The 18,752-nt window shown below is 67.6% G+C and carries 15 protein-coding genes; 4 read left to right on the top strand and 11 right to left on the bottom strand.

The features are described 5' to 3' along the window. The first annotated feature begins 1 nt into the window (after nt 1). Nucleotides 2-1,678, top strand: a complete 1,677-nt coding sequence (locus tag AC1RT8_RS17455) for a type I secretion system permease/ATPase (protein WP_493076963.1) — start codon at nt 2-4, stop codon at nt 1,676-1,678. Next, nucleotides 1,675-3,012: an HlyD family type I secretion periplasmic adaptor subunit gene (locus AC1RT8_RS17450; RefSeq protein ID WP_493076961.1), complete on the top strand. Its 1,338-nt coding sequence runs from the start codon at nt 1,675-1,677 to the stop codon at nt 3,010-3,012. The genes AC1RT8_RS17455 and AC1RT8_RS17450 overlap by 4 nt, the downstream gene beginning before the upstream one ends. Nucleotides 3,013-3,028: 16 nt before the next feature. On the opposite strand, the gene AC1RT8_RS17445 is transcribed toward AC1RT8_RS17450, so the two are convergent. Then, nucleotides 3,029-4,939, bottom strand: coding sequence for an acyltransferase family protein (locus AC1RT8_RS17445; protein ID WP_493077298.1), 1,911 nt, complete (start codon nt 4,937-4,939; stop codon nt 3,029-3,031). 106 nt (nt 4,940-5,045) lie between these two features. Continuing rightward, entirely contained in the window at nt 5,046-6,671 is a 1,626-nt protein-coding gene (locus AC1RT8_RS17440; RefSeq protein ID WP_493076959.1) for an alkaline phosphatase D family protein, read from the bottom strand. Nucleotides 6,672-6,761: 90 nt separating this feature from the next. Here AC1RT8_RS17440 and AC1RT8_RS17435 point away from each other — a divergent pair, with 90 nt between their 5' ends. After that, a complete protein-coding gene (locus AC1RT8_RS17435; protein WP_493076958.1) occupies nt 6,762-8,225 on the top strand; it encodes a glycosyltransferase family protein in 1,464 nt (487 codons plus the stop codon). Here AC1RT8_RS17435 and AC1RT8_RS17430 read toward each other — a convergent pair. From AC1RT8_RS17430 to AC1RT8_RS17410, 5 genes are all read right to left on the bottom strand, one after another. Beyond that, nucleotides 8,222-9,865, bottom strand: a complete 1,644-nt coding sequence (locus AC1RT8_RS17430) for a hypothetical protein (protein ID WP_493076956.1) — start codon at nt 9,863-9,865, stop codon at nt 8,222-8,224. The two genes, AC1RT8_RS17435 and AC1RT8_RS17430, sit on opposite strands and share 4 nt — an antisense overlap. Next, complete coding sequence (locus AC1RT8_RS17425; RefSeq protein ID WP_493076955.1) at nt 9,862-11,610, bottom strand: hypothetical protein; 1,749 nt, start codon at nt 11,608-11,610, stop codon at nt 9,862-9,864. The genes AC1RT8_RS17430 and AC1RT8_RS17425 overlap by 4 nt, the downstream gene beginning before the upstream one ends. An 86-nt stretch (nt 11,611-11,696) precedes the next feature. Continuing rightward, nucleotides 11,697-12,890 (bottom strand): glycosyltransferase, encoded by a 1,194-nt coding sequence (locus AC1RT8_RS17420; protein ID WP_493076953.1) that lies wholly within the window; start codon nt 12,888-12,890, stop codon nt 11,697-11,699. A gap of 7 nt (nt 12,891-12,897) precedes the next feature. Next, nucleotides 12,898-13,437, bottom strand: coding sequence for a DUF2141 domain-containing protein (locus AC1RT8_RS17415; RefSeq protein WP_493076952.1), 540 nt, complete (start codon nt 13,435-13,437; stop codon nt 12,898-12,900). After that, nucleotides 13,424-14,350 (bottom strand): hypothetical protein, encoded by a 927-nt coding sequence (locus AC1RT8_RS17410; protein WP_493076951.1) that lies wholly within the window; start codon nt 14,348-14,350, stop codon nt 13,424-13,426. Before AC1RT8_RS17410 ends, AC1RT8_RS17415 begins: the two co-directional genes overlap by 14 nt. A gap of 174 nt (nt 14,351-14,524) precedes the next feature. On the opposite strand from AC1RT8_RS17410, the gene AC1RT8_RS17405 reads away from it, so the two are divergent. Next, nucleotides 14,525-15,646 carry a glycosyltransferase gene (locus AC1RT8_RS17405; protein WP_493076949.1) on the top strand — a complete coding sequence of 374 codons (1,122 nt, stop codon included), beginning with the start codon at nt 14,525-14,527 and terminating at the stop codon, nt 15,644-15,646. Here the strand turns inward: AC1RT8_RS17405 and maiA are convergent. Genes maiA through acpS form a run of 4 tightly spaced genes read right to left on the bottom strand, consistent with a single transcriptional unit; the run spans nt 15,630 to nt 18,697 of the window. Then, nucleotides 15,630-16,265 (bottom strand): maleylacetoacetate isomerase, encoded by a 636-nt coding sequence (gene maiA, locus AC1RT8_RS17400; RefSeq protein WP_493076948.1) that lies wholly within the window; start codon nt 16,263-16,265, stop codon nt 15,630-15,632. The genes AC1RT8_RS17405 and maiA overlap by 17 nt on opposite strands. Then, nucleotides 16,262-17,329, bottom strand: a complete 1,068-nt coding sequence (locus AC1RT8_RS17395) for an AI-2E family transporter (RefSeq protein ID WP_493076946.1) — start codon at nt 17,327-17,329, stop codon at nt 16,262-16,264. Before AC1RT8_RS17395 ends, maiA begins: the two co-directional genes overlap by 4 nt. A gap of 3 nt (nt 17,330-17,332) precedes the next feature. Continuing rightward, nucleotides 17,333-18,283, bottom strand: coding sequence for a signal peptidase I (gene lepB, locus AC1RT8_RS17390; protein ID WP_493076944.1), 951 nt, complete (start codon nt 18,281-18,283; stop codon nt 17,333-17,335). 9 nt (nt 18,284-18,292) lie between these two features. Next, the gene (gene acpS, locus AC1RT8_RS17385; RefSeq protein WP_493076942.1) at nt 18,293-18,697 is read right to left on the bottom strand and encodes a holo-ACP synthase; all 405 of its coding nucleotides are present in this window, start codon (nt 18,695-18,697) and stop codon (nt 18,293-18,295) included. Nucleotides 18,698-18,752: the final 55 nt, after the last annotated feature.

Below are 18,752 nucleotides of genomic sequence, written 5' to 3'. Positions count from 1 at the left end.
CATGAAGCGCTTCCTCGACTTGCCCTATATTCGCCAGCCGCTGACGACCGCGCTGGGCGCGAGTCTGGCGATCAATCTGCTGACCCTGGTATCGCCGCTTTATCTTACCCAGCTCTATGACCGGGTGATCCCGTCGCGCAGCGGTGTGACGCTGATCGCGATCACCGGCATCACGCTCGTCGCGGTGGGGCTGGCCGCCCTGTTCGAGATGCTGCGCGGGCTGGTGTTCGCGCGGGCCGGCGCCGCGCTCTATGCCGAGATGGAAGCCGATGTGCTGGCCGTGTCGCGCAAGGCAGCGCTTGCCGGCGCGCCAGGGCGCCGGGCGCGGGCGTTCGAGGATCTGGAACAGGTGCGCGGCTTCGTCACCGGGCCGATCCCCGCGGCGCTGATCGACCTGTTGTTCGTGCCGCTGTTCGTGATCGTGCTGTTCATCGTCCATGTGACGATCGGCCTGCTCAGCCTGGCATGCGCCGCGGCGCTGATGATCGCGGCCTGGATCAGCCGCCGGGCGATGGCGCGCACCGCCGACGAGATGGTGGCGCGCCAGCGCCAGGCGGGGGACGCGCTCGAGGCGCATCTCGATTCGGCCGAGAGCGCGACCGCGATGGGCTATGCCGGCCGCGCCGAGGGGCGCGCGGCCGAACTCAACCGGCTGGCACTGACCGCGCAGATCACCGCGACCGTCTCGACCAGCGGGGTCGCCTCGGTAGTGCGCGGCATCCGCTCGGCCAGCCAGACCCTGATCCTCGGCCTCGCCACCTGGCTCGCGGTGCAGGGTTCGGTCAGCATGGGCTCGATCATCGCCTGCTCGATCGTCTTCTCCAAGGCGCTCGGCCCGGTCGACCAGATCCTCTCCTCATGGCGCCAGGTGTTCACGGTGCGGAGCGCCTGGGCGCGCCTGACCGCGCTGGGCGACCAGTCGGCCCCGCCGGTGACCCTGAAGCTGCCCGCGCCAAAGGGCGTGGTGACGTTCGACAATGTCATCGCGACGGCGCCGGCTGGCACCGCTCCGATCCTGAAGGGCGTTTCCTTCGCGCTCGCGGCGGGCGAATCGGTCGGGATCATCGGGCCTTCCGGCTCCGGCAAGTCGACGCTCGCCCGGCTGATGGTCGGCGCCTGGCCGGTCAGCCGCGGGTCGGTGCGCATCGACGGGGCTGACATCAGCCAATATGATCCCGAGGATCTCGGCCGCCATATCGGCTATCTGCCGCAGAACGTGACTCTGCTGCCGGGCAGTGTCGCCGACAATATCGGGCGGCTGACCGAGCGCGACGACCAGGCGATCGTCGCCGCCGCGCGGGCGGCGAACGCGCACGACATGATCCTCGGGCTCCCCAAGGGCTACGACACGCCGGTGGCGGCGGCGGGCTTCGGCCTGTCCGGCGGGCAGCGCCAGCGCATCGGCCTTGCGCGTGCGCTCTACGGCGATCCGATGCTGGTCGTGCTCGACGAGCCGGAGACCGGGCTGGACGGCGAGGGCGAGGCAGCGCTCAAGGCGGCGATCGCCGAGGTGCGCCGTCGCGGCGCGACGCTGGCGGTGATCGCGCATCGCCCGGCGCTGGTGCACGGCCTGGACAAGATCCTGGTGCTCAAGGGCGGCACCATCGCCCGGTTCGGCGCGACGAGCGAATTGCTGCCCCAGCTATTGCCCAATGTCGGTGTGGGAGCGCGGGCATGAACGCGATGACGCCGGTGCCGCGCACAGCCGAAGAGCGCGAGGCGCTCGCCACCGCGCTGTCCCGGCCGATCGCGCCGGCGATCCGGCGGCTGGCGATCGGGCTCGGCGTGGCCGTCACGGTGATCATCCTGTGGGGCGCGCTGGTGCCGATCATGAGCGGCGTCGTGGCGCAGGGGCGAGTTGCGGTCGAAAGCAAGCGCAAGACCGTCCAGCATCTCGACGGCGGCATCGTCAAGAATATCGCGGTGCGCGACGGCACGCGCGTCAAGGCCGGCCAGTTGCTGATCCAGCTCAACGACGGGGATGCCGGCCTTCAGGTCCAGGTGCTGCAGGCACGGGCGGATTCGCTGCGGGCCGAACAGGCAGCGCGCGAGGCGGAGCTGGCCGGCCGCGACAGCATCACCTTCCCGCCCGATCTCCTCGCTCGCGCATCCTCGCCGTCGGTGCAGGCAGCGATCGCGACCCAGCGGGCCGCCTTCGGCGCGCGCAAGGCCGGCCGCGGCGGGCAGGAGACCGAGATCGACCAGAAGCTCGTCCAGTTCGGCCAGGACGTGCAGGGGTCGACTGCCCAGTCGACCGCGGGCGGCGAGCAGCTCGCGCTGCTCGAGCGCGAGATCCGCGACACCAGCGCGCTGGTCGACAAGGGCTATGCGACACGCCCCAGGCTGCTCGCCCTGCAGCGCGCGGCGGCGCAGCTTCGCGGCGAGCAGCATTCGATGAACGCCCAGGCCGAACGCGCCCGCGCCCAGATCGCCGAGGCCCGTATCGCGCGCCGCCAGGTCGGCCGCGAGGGCGGGGTGACCGCGGCCGAGGCGCTGCGATCGGTCCAGTCCGAGCTGGTCGAGGTGACCGAAAAGCTGTCCAACGCGCGCGAGGTGCTGGCGCGCAAACGGATCGTCGCGCCGGTCGACGGTACCGTGGTCGGGCTGGCGGTGACGACCGTCGGCGGTGTCGTGCGCCCGGGCGAGCCGCTGCTCGATATCGTTCCGTCATCGCTCCGGCTGGTGGTCGAGGCGCAGCTCACCCCGGCGCATGCCGACGATGTCCGCCCCGGCCAGCGTTCCTTTGTGCGGCTGGAGGCGGGCGGATCGCGCACGGCACCGGTGGTCGAGGGCACGGTCCGCACCGTCTCGGCCGATGCGCTGACCGACCAGCGGACCGGGGAGCGCTATTTCACCATGATCGTCGAGATCGCGCCGTCGGCGCATGTGCCAGCGTCGCTGGTCAAGCCGGGTCTGCCGGCATCGGTGCTGGTCCGCACGGGCGAGCGGACCCTGTTCGGCTATCTGCTCGAGCCGATCAACCGGGTGACGTTCGAGGCGATGCGGGAATGACCGGCCGCCTGAACCCCTAGTCGCCGGGCAGCGCGAGGGTCTGCAACACCGGCTCGAACACCGGCGCCACCAGGAGCGCGCCGCGTTCGCTCAGATGGTTGCCGTCGAAATAGAGCGGATAGCCCGCATCGGTGACCTTGCAGGTCTGCGGCCCGCAGAGCAGGCGCGCCGGATCGATCACGCCGATCAGCCCGCGCCGTTCGAGATCCGCCGCGATGGCGCGGAAGGCGGCGTCGCGGTGCAAATGTTCCGCGCGGCGCGGCTCGATGCTGTGCATCACGCCGAGCAACTGCGCCTTGGCCAGCCGCCGGGGTTCGGCGAACGGGGCGTCGGGCACGTCCAGCACGACCTGCACCGCGATGCCGAGCGCGCGCAACTGCCGCACGCCCTCCTCGAACGCGCGCCGGTCGCCGCCCGGCGGTTCCGGATCGGGATGCCGCCCGCCGGCATAGACGCTCCAATGCGCCGCCAGCAGCACCACCCGCGGCCGCTCCTCGGCGAGGAAGCGCATCACCGCCGCGTTGCGCGCGGCGCATTCCCGTTTCCGTTCCGGGCGGAACATCCATTGGTTCGCCTTCTCCTCCTGTGCCCGGACCGGCAGCAAAGGCGGGCAGCCGAGCGAGGTCAGATCGTACCCCACTATGCCGTGGCGCCGGGCCAGCATGTCGAGTGCGGGCAGATAGACCGCAGCATGCGAATCGCCCCACAGCACGAAGCTTGGACGCCTTGCCGCACCGCCGATGCGGCAGCGCGTATCGCTGCGCATCGTGTCGATCGGCTGGCCCGCGCATGCGTAATCGGGCTCGGGGCCGCGTTCGTTCAGCCGCTGAACCGCCGCGTCGAAGCGCCATGGCAGGCCGTTGGCGAGGGCGATGCCGGCACCATACAGCGCAAGCGCCGCGCTCGCGCCGGCCGCGCTCAGGAACAGGGCGCGCCGTGGCAGCAGCAGCCGGGGCTTGCGGAAGGGCAGCTCGACATAACGCCAGGAGAGCCAGGCCAGCGGAAAGGCCAGCAGCACCATCGCCAGCCGGACATAGCGGTACGGCCCGAGCAGATAATAATTGCCGAACACGATCAGCGGCCAATGCCAGAGATAGAGCGAATAGGAGATCAGCCCGATCGCAACGAGCGGCCTGACGCCGAGCGCCTGCGCGACGCGTGAGCCCGGAGCCTGGCTGCCATAGAGGATCGCGGCGGCGCCCAGAACGGGCTCGACCGCGGCGAGGCCGGGAAAGGCCGATCGTTCGGACAAGGTCCAGATCGCATGGCCGATCGCGGCGAGCCCGATCAGCGCGATCGTATCGCCCAGCCAGCGCCAGCGCGGCGCGGGCAGCAGCCCGGCGGCGAGCAGCGCGCCCGCCATGAACTCCCAGGCGCGCGACAGCGGCGAATAAAAGGCGCCGCCGGGATCGGCCTGAACCGCCCAGACGCTGTACGCGAAGGATGCGAGGCCGCCTGCGAGGAGCGCGGTGCGCAGCGCAAAAGGCTGGGGCCGCACCAGCAGGAGCAGCGCCGGAAACAGGATGTAGAATTGCTCCTCCACCGCCAGCGACCAGGTGTGGAGCAGCGGCGTCGCCTCGGTGGTCAGGCTGAAATAGCCTTCCCAGCCCCAGAAGAGCAGGTTCGATCCGAGCAGGGCGATCGCCGCGAGGCTCTGGCCGAAATCGCGGAAATCCGCCGGCAGCAGGATCCAGCCCGCAATGCCCGAGGCGGTCAACATAGCCAGCAGCGCCGGCAGGATGCGCCGCACCCGCCGCTCGTAGAAACCGATCAGGGTGAAGTCGCCTTCCGCGCTTTCGCGCAGGATCAGCTGGGTGATGAGATAGCCCGAGATGACCAGGAAGATATCCACCCCGACGAACCCGCCGGGAAAGCCGCGGATGCGCGCATGGAACAGGACGACCGCCAGCACCGCGATCGCCCGCAGCCCGTCGATCTCGCGCCGATAGGTCGAAATCTGGTCCGTACCCGTCAGTTATCCGCTCCCCTCGATCCGCCAGCACGGCAAATCGAGGGGCGAGTCAAGCTGCGTGTCAGGCCATCATATTGCGGCCGCGCGCGATGCTGGCGCTATGGCCGATACTGCCCTTGGCCGAGGGCGCCTTGATCGTGTCGACCATGATCCAGTCATTGGTCACCCGCTCGGGCGTGATCGTCATCGCCATATAGCCGCGCCGGCTGGTGTCGCACCATTTCAGCTCCGGATTGGCCTCGACCAGCGCCGTGGCCAGAATCTTCGGGTCGACGCCAAGCCCGGCTTCATAGCCCGAGGAGGTGACGCTGTGCCCGGCGAATTCGACCCCCGCTGGCTTGCCGTCCTGCGCCAGATCGTACGCCCAGGCATTGTGGCTGTCGCCCGAGATGACGACCAGGTTCGCGCCGAGCGCCTGCGACGATGTCAGGAAGCGCGCGCGGGCGGCGGGATAGCCGCCCCAATTGTCGAAGTTGAACGGCAGTCCGACCTTCGCCGCCGCGATGCCCGCTTCGACATAGCTCCTGGAACGCTCGCTCGCATCGGGTGCCAGCCAGCTCGCCGCGGCGAGCGGCATTACCGTCCGGCCCATGATCGTGCCGAAGCCGACCACTTGCCAGCGCTGTCCCGCCTTGACCGAGGCGCGCATCGCGTGGGCCAGCCAATCCTCCTGCTGCGACCCCATCATCGTCGCGCCCGGATCGGCCCATGCGCCGTCGCGGAACGCCTTCAGCGCCGCCATCGGATCGGCCTGCTTGAACAAGGGCGCGATATCGGGCTGCTCGGTCCGGGCGAGCAGCCGGGTCTCGGTGCGGAACAGAGTCGCCAGCGTACCGATATCATAGGCCTTCCACGGCTCGTCGGAGACCGGCATCCATTCGCGGAACACCTGGATCGAGGCAGCGCGCCGGGCATTCCAGTCGCCCTCGTCCGCCTGGTGGTTCTCCGCGCCGCCTTCCCAGCTGTCGTTCGCGGATTCGTGATCGTCCCATTGAACGATCATCGGCACCAGGCTGTGCAGCTTCTGCAAGTCCGGGTCGGCGCGGTAGCTGGCATAGCGCAGCCGGTAATCGGCGAGATGGATCATCTCGGTCGCCGGCTCGATCACGCGGCCCGGCACTGACTCCTTTGCTGAAGGATAGGTGCCGATCGGATATTCGTAGAGATAGTCGCCGAGATGCACTGCGAGGTCGATATCGCCCCGCGCCGCGGCATGCGCATAGGCGTTGAAATAGCCGAAGGGCAGGTTGGAGCAGGAGAAGACCGCCGCGCGGAAGCTGCCGATGGCACCCTCGGGCAGAGTCTTGGTGCGGCCTGTGGGCGAGAAGCTGCCATCGGGCGCGACGAAGCGGAAATGATAGGTCCGGCCCGGCGCGAGCCCGCCGACGGTGATCTTCGCGGTATGGTCGCGCCACGGGCCGGTGATCTGCACGCCGCCCGCGACGATCTTCGCGAAGTCGGCGGTGTCGGAGAGTTCGACCTTCAGCTCGACGGCATTGCCGCTCGCGGGCACATAGCGCGTCCAGAGCAGGATCGAATCGGCCGCCGGCTCGCCGCTCGCCACCGAATGGGTGAAGCCGCGACCACCCGCCACCGTCGCCGTCTGCGCGAAGCCGGGAATGGCGAAGGCGCCAAGCCCCAGCGATCCGGTCAGCATGAACGAGCGGCGATCGATCCGGTATTGCATGGTCATTTCCTCCTGCCTGAATGCCGCCCTTGCGCCCGCTTGATGGCGGCTCCGTGACAGCCGCTGGTATCGCTTCTAAGGGCCGAGGCGATGCTCCGACTTTATTCCCAGGCCGCGGACCGGCTGACGACGCCCATCGCGCCCGGCCCTCGGCTGCTGATCGTCCTGCTTGTCGCTATCCTCGCCCGTGCGGTCACCTTCGGCAACCCGATCGTCCATGTCGACGAGGAATTCTATTTCGTCGCGGCGCAGGCCTGGACTCACGGCGCTTTGCCTTATGTCGATGTGTGGGACAGGAAGCCGGTCGGGTTGTTCCTGGTATATCTGCCGGCGGCGGCGCTCGGCATGCCGATCGGTATCTGGGTCTATCAGGCGATGGCGCTGGCCAGCCTGGTTGCGACCGCGCTGCTGATCGCGCGCCTCGCCGATCGCGCCGGCTGGAACAGGGGGGCGCTGGCCGGGGCGCTGGCCTATGTCCTGTGGGTCGATTTCGTCGACGGGCAGGGCGGGCAGGCGCCGATCTTCTACAATCTGCTGATCATCGCCGCCGCCACGCTGATCGCGCCGCGCCCGGGGGAAAATACCCCCCGCACGCGGGGCCTGATGGCGATGGCGCTGGTCGGGCTTGCGCTCCAGATCAAATATTCGGTCGTGTTCGAAGGCATGTTCTTCGGCCTGTGGCTGCTGGTGCGCGAATGGCGTTCCGGACGGCGCTGGTCGATCCTGCCTTATGGCGCCGCGCTGGTCGCGCTTGCCGTGCTGCCGACCCTGCTCGCCTGCTGTGCCTTTGTCTCGATCGGTGCGGGCGACGCATGGGTCTATGCCAACCTCACCTCGATCCTGGAGCGAAACGCCGATCCGCTGCTCGAGCAGCTCGGCAACCTGGCGAAGATCCTGCTGATCACCTCTCCCTTGATCGCGGCGACCATCCTCGCGGTCCGGTCGGGGGGGCAAACGCCGGAGACGCCGGCATTGCGCCGCTGGCTCTTCACCTGGGCGATCTCGGCGGCGTTCGGCCTGCTGATCTTCGGGTCCTGGTTCGACCATTATGCCCTGCCGCTGATGGTGCCGCTGGCGGTTTGCGCGGCCGGCTTCTTCGGCGATCACCGCGATGGGCGGCGCACGGTCCTGGCGATGCTGATCCTTGCCTTTATCGGTGGGCAGGTGGTGCTGGTCAGCAAGCGCTTCACGCGCGGCACGCCGGCGCAATTCACCGCGATCGCCGATGCGATCGGGCGCGGGCCGGGCTGCCTCTATGTCTATTCGGGCGAGACGGCGCTCTATCCCGCCACGGGCCGGTGCGTGCTGACCCGCTATCTCTTTCCGAGCCACCTGGCGCGCGTGCGCGAGACGGGCGCGATCGGGGTGGACCAGACGGCGGAGATCGCGCGTATCCTGGCGCTGAAACCCGCCATCGTCGTGCTGCGGCCGGCCTATCGCGGCGAACGCGCCGATACGCGGGCGCTGGTGATGGCGGATATGCAAAAGGCCTATCGCCTGCGCGCGGTCAGGCCGCTGGGCAGTCAGGCGATCCAGATCTTCGAGCGGCGCTAGAACCTCGCGTCGAGGCAGCAATAGGGTCCGTTCCGGCGCGCCCGGCTCTGCAGCGCGGGGGGCAGGTATCGGCACCCGATCACCGCGCCGGAAGAGCCATGCGCCCGGAGATAGGCGGCCGGATCGCCGATGCTGCCGTTCCAGTCGGACAGGACCCCGGTCCGGTGCAGCGGCCGCCACGTGTTCATATAGGCGATATAGGTCAGGTCGTCGATCAACAGGCCTCTGGTGCGCGGGTCGTCGGATAGGCCGCACAATCTCCCCGTCGCGACGATATCGGTGCGGATCGCGCCATAGCCGAAGGCGGAAACCGAACTCTTCTGCTCAGCGATATAGCCGGGTGTCCTTGCGATGCCCGACAAGGCCGGGCCGTAAAAGGCCATGAGCAGGACGGCGCTCGCCACGGCGCAACCAAGCGCCGTCAGCGACAGGGCGCGGGTCAGCTTCAGCACTCGGGCGGATTCCTGGATCGCGGTGAAGGCGAGGATGAAGACGATGATCGTCAGGGGGACGGTCAGCGCGCTTTCATAGACGTTCTTGTGAATCTGGGCGACGCTCCAGAACAGGATGGTGGTGGCGATCAGCAGCGCCAGTACGAGCCTCCTGGCATCGCCCGGCTCTCTCGGGCGGCGGCGCAGGACGGCGATCAGCACGCCGATCGCCGCAAGCATGCAGGCGGCCCAGCAGATCATGACGAGGATGGTCCAGCCCAGCGCCGTGCCATGGCCAAGTACCTGCGGCGGCAGCCAGTTCGACATGTTCCGCATCTTGGGGACGGTCAGCAGGATATAGTCGAACGGGTTCAGCCCGGCCAACAGCTTGCCGATCTTCGGCGCGATCGGGTCCGAATTGAAGATGACCGACGCGATATTCTCCCGGCCGAGCTTTTCGGCCAGCAGCGGGTCGGCCGGGCAGCGGAACCGGCCGATCCAGTATGGGATCGACAGCGCGGTCGCGCCGACCAGCACCGCCAGGGCGCCGAGCCGCCAGGGCCGGCCCTTCGCGCCATGGCTGCTATAGACAGAAGCCGCCAGGAAGACCGGCATGAAGATGATGCCCTTGAGATGATAGCCCAAGGCGATCATGCCAAGCAGGGTCACCAGCAGCGCCTTAAGCGCTGATGCCGCCGCGCCGTCTTCGACCCGCGCCTTGTTCAATCCGCCGGTCGCAAGGAAGATCGCAGCGGTCAGCGCGAGCAGGATCGGCTGTTCCGGACGGCTGATCACCAGCATGAAGGGGAGCAGGCCGAGGCTGGCGAGGGAGAAGCCGATCGTCCTCATCCGCCCAGCTTCGGCGCTTGTCCGGCTGAGGCGTCCGATTAGGGCCCAGAGCAGCGCGAGCCAGGCCAGCGCGCAGGCCATACCCACCAGTCGAATGGCAAGCGGATCGGCAAAGCTCGTGTTGAAGGCGGCGGTCGCGTAGCGCAGCGGCCGGATGAAGAAGGGCGTCTGGGCGAGCGTGTTGAGACCGCAATTTTCCGCCACGAACCGATCGACCCCGCCGTCGAGCGCCATGCGCGCCTGGAACCGCCAGCCGATTTCGTCCGAATAGATCGGCACCAGCAGGCCCAGCGCGACCGAGCACAAAGCCACGGCTGCGGCGATCCAGGATAATCGGCGTGAGGGCACGGAGAACGTCATGCGATGGGACGGCTCCAGGGCCGGGGCTGGCGGACATCCAGCCGGCACACCGCACGCAGGCCATGTTTGCTGGCATAGGCCCGGACTCGGGCGTCATAGTCGGGCAGGTTCGAATCGGCGAAGTTCCAGTCAGGCGGATTGAAGGTCGAAAAGCCGTTGATCGTCGGCACGCGCCAGAGCTGCGCGAGCAGCATGGCGTCGACATTGTGCGGGTACAGGCCGTTGCCCTCGCCCGGCTTCGGCTTCTTGAGGGCGCTGCCCGCCTTGTTCGGGACTTCCTCGCTGGTCCGGGCAAGCACAACATAGAAGCTGCGGCATCCGGCCGGCGGGGCGGGAATATGCCACAAATCCTGGATCTGCCGGGCCCGGCTCAATTGCGCGGCGGGTTCGGCGGTGAGCTGTTCGGCAATGAGGAAAGCGGCGAATCCGGCGGCCACCCAGGGAGTCGACCGCATCAGCCGCATCGCCTGGTCGCGATATACCGCGAACACCAGCAGCAGCACGGGCAGGATGAGGAAGAGCTGATAGCGCAGCACGATGCGGATGCCGCTCGCGCCGGGGACCAACAGGTGGACGAGGAACCAGGGCGAGAGGATCCAGAGCTGCAGGGTCAGGCCCCAGCTGATCACGATCGCCAGCGCGAACACCCTGAGATCGAGCGGTGCCGTCGGGCTGGTCCGTCGGCGCAGCACGCGGAGCAGGGCAAGGATGATCAGCGTGAAGAGCAGCAGCGGAAAACCGGTCTCATGCTCGCCGCGCAGGAATCGCTCGGGCAGGTTGGACCCGGCCGGCACCAGCGCGCGGAACAGCGCCTCGAGCAGCTGGAAGATCCAGCCCCAGACATAATTGCCCGGCCCGACATTGATCAGGTCGACGAACGTGACCAGCGGGCTGATCTTGTAGCCATGGCCACCCGTCTCGGCGAGCTTCGCCATATAGACGATCAGGAACGGCACGATGCAGAGCGCGAAGGCGAAGCCGGTCGCCGCGATCGTGACGATATGCCGCCGCGCCAGCGCCATGGCCTTGCGCGGCGAAAGCTGTCCGCTCTGCCACACCCAGCATGCCGCAAGGATGCAGGCGAACAGGATCGTGAACCAGGCCAGATAATAGGAGGTGAAGAACCAGGCTGCCATCACCGCCGCGAAACCGCCGCCGAACGCCGCGCTCCGCGCAGGCCGCCCGGCGCGCTCGGCCCGGATCATGCCGATCGCCAAGATGGTGACGATCGGCAGCAGCCCGATGGTGTGGAGCTGCGCATGGCCGCCCTGGACCGCCATGCCGCTGGCGATGGTGAACAGCATCGCGACCAGCAGCGCGATCGGCCGCTCCCAGGCAAGGCTCCTGGCCACCAGCAGGTAGGTCGCGACGAAGCCGATCGTCTTGAAGGTGGCGATGTTCAGCGTGTCGGCATGGAACGGGTCGGCGAACAGCCGCCAGAAAGAATAGACCAGCCCGTAGAGGAAATAGCCGTCATTATAGCCGAGCGTATCGCCATAAGGATGGAAATAGCCCGGCAGGTTCCAGGTCGTCCCATGGACGAAGACGTTGCGCCAATGTTCGAGCAGGCTGATCTCGATCAGCGAATCACCGCGGTCGCCGAACCCCAGGTCGAATCCGCTGAGGATGGTTTCCCGGAAGCACAGGAACATCGCCGCCAGATAGACGGCCAGGAAGGCGCTGCCGCTCAGCGCGCGCGAGGGCCGCGGCGGCGTTGCGATTGATGGTATTCGTGCTTCCTGCAAGATCGGACCGCCCTCGTGCCTGGCGGCGCGCCGCAAGATTGCGGCGGCTTGTCCGGAACGGGTCGAGCGCTGTCAACCCGCCGGGATCAGGCGACTGCGCTGGCCCCGCGTCCCGCGCGCCGCGCCGCGACCAGTTCGGCATAATAATCCATCAGCTCGATCGTGTGCTCGCGGTCGCTGCGCACCTTGCCGGCGGCGACCTTTGCCGCGCGGCGCAGGATCGCCGGATCGCGTTCGAACAGCCGGTGGATCGCCAGTGCCGCCGACTGCGCGTCGCGCGCGGTATAGAGCTCGGAGCAGAGCGGGTCGGCGATCTCGGCACAGCCGCCGGTGTCGGGGGCGATCAGCGGCAGGCCCGCGGCCATTGCCTCGGACGCGACCAGCCCGAACGGCTCGGCTTCCGATCCATGGATCAGCGCGTCGCAGCTCGCCACGATCCGGGCCAGCCGCTCGCGGTCATAGACCGGTCGGAACATGCGGATATGCGGCGAGCCTGCGATCCTTTTCTCGATCGCGCGGCTCTCGATCCCGGCGCCGAGCAACATCAGGCCGACCGGCAGGTCGGCGCCGGCGCGCTCGACCGCGTCGATCACCAGACGCCAGCGCTTTTCCGGATGGTGCCGGCCGAGACCGAGCAGCAAATGGCCCTCGGGCGGCAGGTCGCACTGGGCGAGCAGCGCGGCCCGCAGCTTCTCGTCGCGCAGGCCGGGGGAGAAATGGCCGCGCTCGATGCCGAGCGGCATGGCCGCGTCGATCCGCACGCCGCGCGCCTTCAGCCTTTTCTCCAGCGCCGGGCCGTTGGTCACCACCGCATCATAATTGTCGAGGAAGCGGCTCATATAGCGGCTGTACCAGGCAAAGGCGCGCTCGATCCGGTCGGGCGCGGCCAGCCCCTCGAACCAGCGCATCGCATAAGCCGCGACATTGTCGTTGTGCATGAAGAACACCTTGGCGGCGTCCCCCTGCCATTGCCCGACGATCCAGGCCGGACGCCACGGCGACGAGGCCTCGACCAGGTCGGGCTTCAGGTCGTCGAGCAGCTTGATGACCGGCGCCGCATCCCAGAACAGGCCGTAATTCTTGTCGAAGATCAGGCGCGATGCCTTGACGTAGATGATCCTGCCGCCGCCGGGGCGCTCCTCGACCAGGTCCTCGCGGCCCGGGGCGATGACGATCAGCTCATGCCCCAGTTCGGACATGATTCCCATCTTGCGGTCGATATAGGTGCGCACCCCGCCACCGGTCGGCGAGTAGAATTCGTTGACGTCGACGATGCGCATACGGCCCTCAGCTCTTCGGCTTGATCGGGCCGAAGCCGCCCAGGCCGCGCAGATATTGCGCCTGGATGTCGGTCGTGGTCACGCCCGGGCCGACATTGATCGTCGCCATGTTCAGCTTGGGGCGGGTGCGCCCGAGCTTCACGTTGCTTGGGAAGCCGGCGCCGTCGCTCCAGAAATCGAACTTGTTCCGGCCGTCGCGGTTATGCGTGAACAGCAACGCGTAGCGCCCGGGCGTCGGCGCCTTGATGCACATGATGACCGCGCCCGCTTGCGGGGTCGGCACGCGGACGCGGCGAAAGAATTTGCCTTCCTTCACCAGATCGCGGTCGTCCTTCAGGAAATCGGCCTCGGTCGCCGGATAGAGTTCGAGCTTCAGTTCGCCGGCGCGATCCTTCAGGCCGCTGACATTGACCCGGATCGCAGGGCCGGTGCCGCTCGTACAGGCCGAGCTGTCCGGGCCGAGCACGCCGGCCTGGGCCTTGCCCGTCAGGGGGACCATCATCGCACCGCACAAGGCGATGCCAGCGAGAAGTTTACGCGACGCCATTCTTCGTCCTCAGCAAGCCATGCAGGCTGAAGGAACCGATGAGGACGATGTGCACGAGCAATACCAGGGCCGCGGTCATCGCCATCAGTTCCGAAAGCGCTGCATCCTGGCCGATCAATATGATCGCGAAATTGGCGAAAAGAAGGTCCTTGTTCGGCACCAATGGGAGACGCGAGACGAGCATGCGCGCAGCGCCAAGAATCAGCCACATTCCGATGGAGACGGTCGGCAGGGCATAATGCCAGGCGAAGGCGATGAAGATCGTGCCCGAGATCAGCCGGATGGCGTGCACCATGAAGATCCACCACAAGGTGCCGCGCGGGAGCGAAAAGACCCGTTTGGAGAAGATCAGGAACGGCAGCGACATGGCGAAGGTGATCGCCGCCGAGGTCTCGACCGTGCTCAGCTGGATCGGGGTCAGCAGGCCCGCCCCGAGCGGCAGCGCCAGCGCGATCATCGCCAGGGTGACGGCATTGCCGGCGATCGCCGAGAGGATGCTGACATCCTTCACCGCGCCGAACGGCGCCGCGACGATATGCGTGCGCTGCCGCGCCCAGGCGTAGAAATAGGCCTCGCCCGAATAGCCGAGCACCACGTCGTTCGCGATGCGCTTCTTCAGCAGTGCGGCGAGCCCGGACAGCGGGATGCCCCAGAGGCGGCGATAGATGATGAAGTCGCCGACCGGCGGCGCGAGATACAGCAGCGCGAAGGCGATGTAGAACAGCGGATTGTGCGGCACGGCACGGCTCAGGCCGGCGAGCCCCGATCCGAACAGCTCGCGCCCCAGCCCGGCGATCATGGCGATCGTCACGATCGCGCCGATCACCATCGGCCAGCGCCGCTTCAGCGTCTGCACAGGCTCCAGCCCGGCGAGGTCGGGGACCGTCACCAGAGGAGCTTTGGCATTGTCCATCATAGGAATTTTAGATCCCAGTCCGTCCACGTTTAGACCCGTTTTTTTTGTTTCCGGTCTTGACCGGGGTTGGCGCGCCGTAGCTAGATCGCGTTTTTGCGGCAATTTGCAACCTGCAAGGAAATAATGTCCGTTTTGTGCTGCGCTGCGAAACTTTTGCCTCAATGAGTCGTTATGGCGCCCCTTCAGATGCTGACCTCTCCGCCCGAAGCGGCCAGCATTCTGGCCTGTGCCCAGACGCTCAAGGGTGGCGGGGTGGAGCGGGTGCTATTGCGACTCGCCCGCAATTGGGCCGATCTGGGGCGGCGCGTCACTTTGGTGATCGGCGACGCGAGCGGGCCTCTGGCCGCCGAGCTGCCCGCCAATGTCCCCGCCAATGTCGATGTCCGGGTGCTGGGCGATCCGTCCTATGGCGGGCTGCGCGCTATGGCCGGAATCGTCCGCGATGTGGCGCCCGATCTGATCTTCTGTCCCGGCAATCACTATACCGGCATGGCTCTTTATACGCGCATGCGGCTCGGCCGGCGCTGTCCCCCGATCGTGGCCAAGGTGTCCAACCGGCTCGACCGGATCGATCAGGGCGCGCTCGTGTCGCTCGGCTATCGCGTCTGGCTGCGGCTCCATCCGCGCTTCATCGACCATGTCGTCGCGATGACGCCGGCGATGCGCGACGAGGCGATCGGGACGATGGGGTTCGCGGCGGACCGCATCAGCGTCATCCCCAATCCGCCGGCACCGCGCTTGTCCGAAGCGGCACCTTCATGGATTCCGGGCGGCCCTTTCCTGCTCGGTGTTGGCCGGCTTGCGCCGCAGAAGCGGTGGGACCGGATGATCGCGGCCTTGCCCCGGCTCGCACAGGGCGATGTGCACCTGGTGATCCTGGGCGAGGGCGCCGAGCGCACGGCACTCGAGGCGCAGATCGCCGCACTGGGGCTGCAGGGGCGGGTCCATCTGCCGGGCTATGTCGCCGATCCGCGCGCCGTGCTCGGACGGGCGGCCGCGGTGGTGCTGACCTCCGATTTCGAGGGTGTGCCGGGCGTGCTGCGCGAGGCGCTGGCCGAGGGCACGCCCGTCGTCTCGACCGAATCGAGCGTCGCGGTGCGCGAGATCGTGACCAATCCGGCACTAGGCAGCGTGGTAGTGCCGGGCGACGATCGGGCATTGGTCGCCGCGCTCGATCACTGGCTCGCGCCCGGTCGCGCCCGTCCCGAACCGGTACCGGAGCCGGGTGCCGATTCGGCGCAGCTCTATCTCGACCTGTTCGATTCCGTCGTCGGATCTACACGGCGGGCCTGACCCGGTCGGGCTGCGCGGCGGCGATCTCGGGGATTGCATTGGCCGCGGCGTCGGCCGCCAACAGCCTCGGAAAAGCCTCCAGCGGAATCTTGAAACGGCGCGCGTTGAACATCTGCGGCACCAGGCAGACATCGGCGAGATTGGGCGTGTCGCCGCCGAGCAAGGGCCCGGCGCTCGCCTGGGCCAATTTCTCCAGCGCGGTGAAGCCCTCGACGATCCAGTGGCGATACCAGTCGTCCTTTGCCGCCTGGTCGGCGCCGAACTGGCTCTCCAGCCGCTTCAGGATGCGCAGATTGTTCACCGGATGGATGTCCGCCGCGATCACCAGCGCCTGGGCCAGCACCCGCGCCCGGGCGAGGGGATCGCGCGGCACCATCGGCGGATCGGGATAGAGCGCGTCGAGATAGTCGATGATGGCGAGGCTTTGGGTGATCGGCTCGCCGTCCACCTCGAGCGTCGGTACGAAGCCCTGCGGGTTGCGCGCGAGATTCTCGGGCGCGCGGTGCACGCCTTCGAGCAGCGCCACGTCCTGGCTCTCATAGGGAACGTGCTTCAGGTTGAGCGCGATCCGCACGCGGTACGCCGCGGACGAGCGCCAGTAATCATAGAGCTTGATCATGTGTCGCCCGTCTCCTCTGCGATGGCGCGCTCCGAGTTGCGTTCCAGCGCCACCTTGATCATTGCCACGATCGGGTCGGCGAGCGCGAGGCCGAGCACACCGAACAGGGTGCTGGCCAGGATCTGCGACGACAGGGTCAGGGCAGGGGGCAGATCGACGGTGCGCCGCGCGACCATCGGGATCACGACATAGCCGTCAAAGGTCTGGACGCCGAAATAGACGGCGATCGCCCATAGCCCGGTATCGACCCCGGCGCTGAAGCCGACCGCGATCATCAGCACGCCGCTGGTGAAGGCGCCGATATTGGGGATGAAGGCGAGCATGCCGGTCAGGATGCCGAGCAGCAACGCCATCGGCACGCCCACCGCCCACAGGCACAGCCAGGTCAGCACGCCCTCGAACAACATGCCGGCCAGGCGCCCGGCGAGCAGCCGGCGCATCGTCGCGGCCATGCGCTCGATCGTGATGGCGAATTCGCCGCGCATGTCGGAGGGGACCATCCACTGCAGCCCGCGATCGTAGATCCGCGGCTCCATCGCGACGAACAGGCCGATCACCAGCACCATGAACAGGCTGGTCAGCGCGCCCAGGGCGGTGCCGACCCAGGAGGTGAGCTTGCCGAACGACCCCATCGCCTGCTGGGCCAGCCCGTTCAGGTCGGCCCGGCCCGGCATCAGCCCGCTCGCCGATGCCCAGGCGGCGAGGCGGTTCGCCTGCACCTCGAGCGTCACGCGCAACTGCTCGGCCTGCGCCGCGACCTGAACGCCGGTCATGTAGAAGACGGCGAGAATGAACACGACGGCGCAGACCATTACGATCAACAGCCTCAGGCCACGCCCGATCGGAAGGACTCGCCCGAGCAGGCGGACCCCGCCGTCGAGCATCGCGGCGAAGACGAGCCCGCCGAAGATGATCAGCAAGGGCTGGATCAGCAGCACCACCAATGCCATCGCCGCGGCGAGGCCGAGCCACACGCTCGCGCGTTTCAGCTCCTTGCGGACGAAGGGGTCGCGCAGCTCGTTCGGGCCGGGTTCGGGATCGATCGCTGCGGAGGCTTCGGCCATATCTCAGTCCTTCGGATTGTCCCGTGCCGCGTGAAGCGACGTGCCGGCACGGCCCGGCCGGAAGCTCTGCCCCCAGGTGAACGGGTTCCAGGTGCCGTTGCCGCTCTTCGAGAAGGTGATGAACTCGGCGCGGCCGCCCAGATTCTCCCAGGGCACATCGCCGCCCAAGCCCATGGCGGCGATGCTGAAGCGGCTGTCGGCGCTGTGGTCGCGATTGTCGCCCATCAGGAATACATGGTTCGGGCGGATCGTGATCGGGCCGTAATTGTCGCCGTCGCTCTGCCCCGTCTCGACCGTATCGTAATGGCGGCCATTGGGCAGCGTCTCGGTGACCAGGGTCAGCCGGCAATAGGGCTTGCCGTCCTGCCCGGTCTCGAGCGCGCCGGGATATTGGTCCTCGGCGCACACCGTCTTGTTGTCGACCGGGATCAGCGTGTCGTGCGGAGGGCCGCGCTTCACCGCGACGCCGTTGATGAAGACGGTGCCCTCGATCACCTGCAGCCGGTCGCCGGGCAGGCCGATCAGCCGCTTGATATAATCGGTGTTGCGGGTCGGCGGGGTGACGATGACGACGTCGCCGCGCTCGGGCATCTTCCCGAACAGCCGGCCGGGGATGAAGGGCAGCTGCACGCCCCAGCTTTCCACCTCCTGGTGAAGCACCAGGCTGCGGAACATCGCGATCGGATTGGGGATGGTCGGCGAGACGAACGACCAGCCATAGGCATATTTGGTGACGATCAGCTGATCGCCGACCTGAAGCCCCGGCAGCATCGATTCGGACGGGATGTAGAAGGGCTTGGCGATGAAGCTGTGGAAGCCCAGCACCGCCAGGATCAGCCAGAGGATCCCCTTCACCTCGCCCCACCAATCGGTGGTCGGGCGCTTCTCGACTGTTTCCGGCGCGGGCACGGCCTCCTGATCGGGCACTCCCTCCAACGCCAACTCCTCACTCATTCTATTGTCCTACTCGGCCCTGATCGCTTCGATGATCACGAAGGCCTGCGCCCATGGATGATCGTCTGTTAGCGTCAGATGTACATGGGCGACGTGGCCCGCGGGTGTCAGCGCGTCAAGCCTCGCCCGGGCGCCGCCGGTCAGTGCAAGCGTCGGCGCGCCCGAGGGCGCGTTGATCACGCCGATATCCTTCATGAACACGCCGCGCTTGAAGCCGGTGCCGACTGCCTTGGAGAAAGCCTCCTTCGCGGCGAAACGCTTGGCCAGCGTGCCGGCCTTGGTGAAGGGCCGCCGATCGGCCTTGGCCCGCTCGATCTCGGTGAAGACGCGATTCTCGAACCGCACGCCGAATCGATCGAGCGACGCCTGGATCCGCTCGATATTGCAGAGGTCGGAGCCGAGACCGATGATCATGACGCATTCCTCCCCGGAACGGGGAGGGGGACCATGCGAAGCATGGTGGAGGGGC

The sequence above is a fragment of the Sphingomonas sp. GW821-FHT10F11 genome (genome assembly GCF_058809095.1).
Note: the sequence above shows the minus strand (reverse complement) of the source record. Positions and strands in the feature narration are given on the sequence as shown.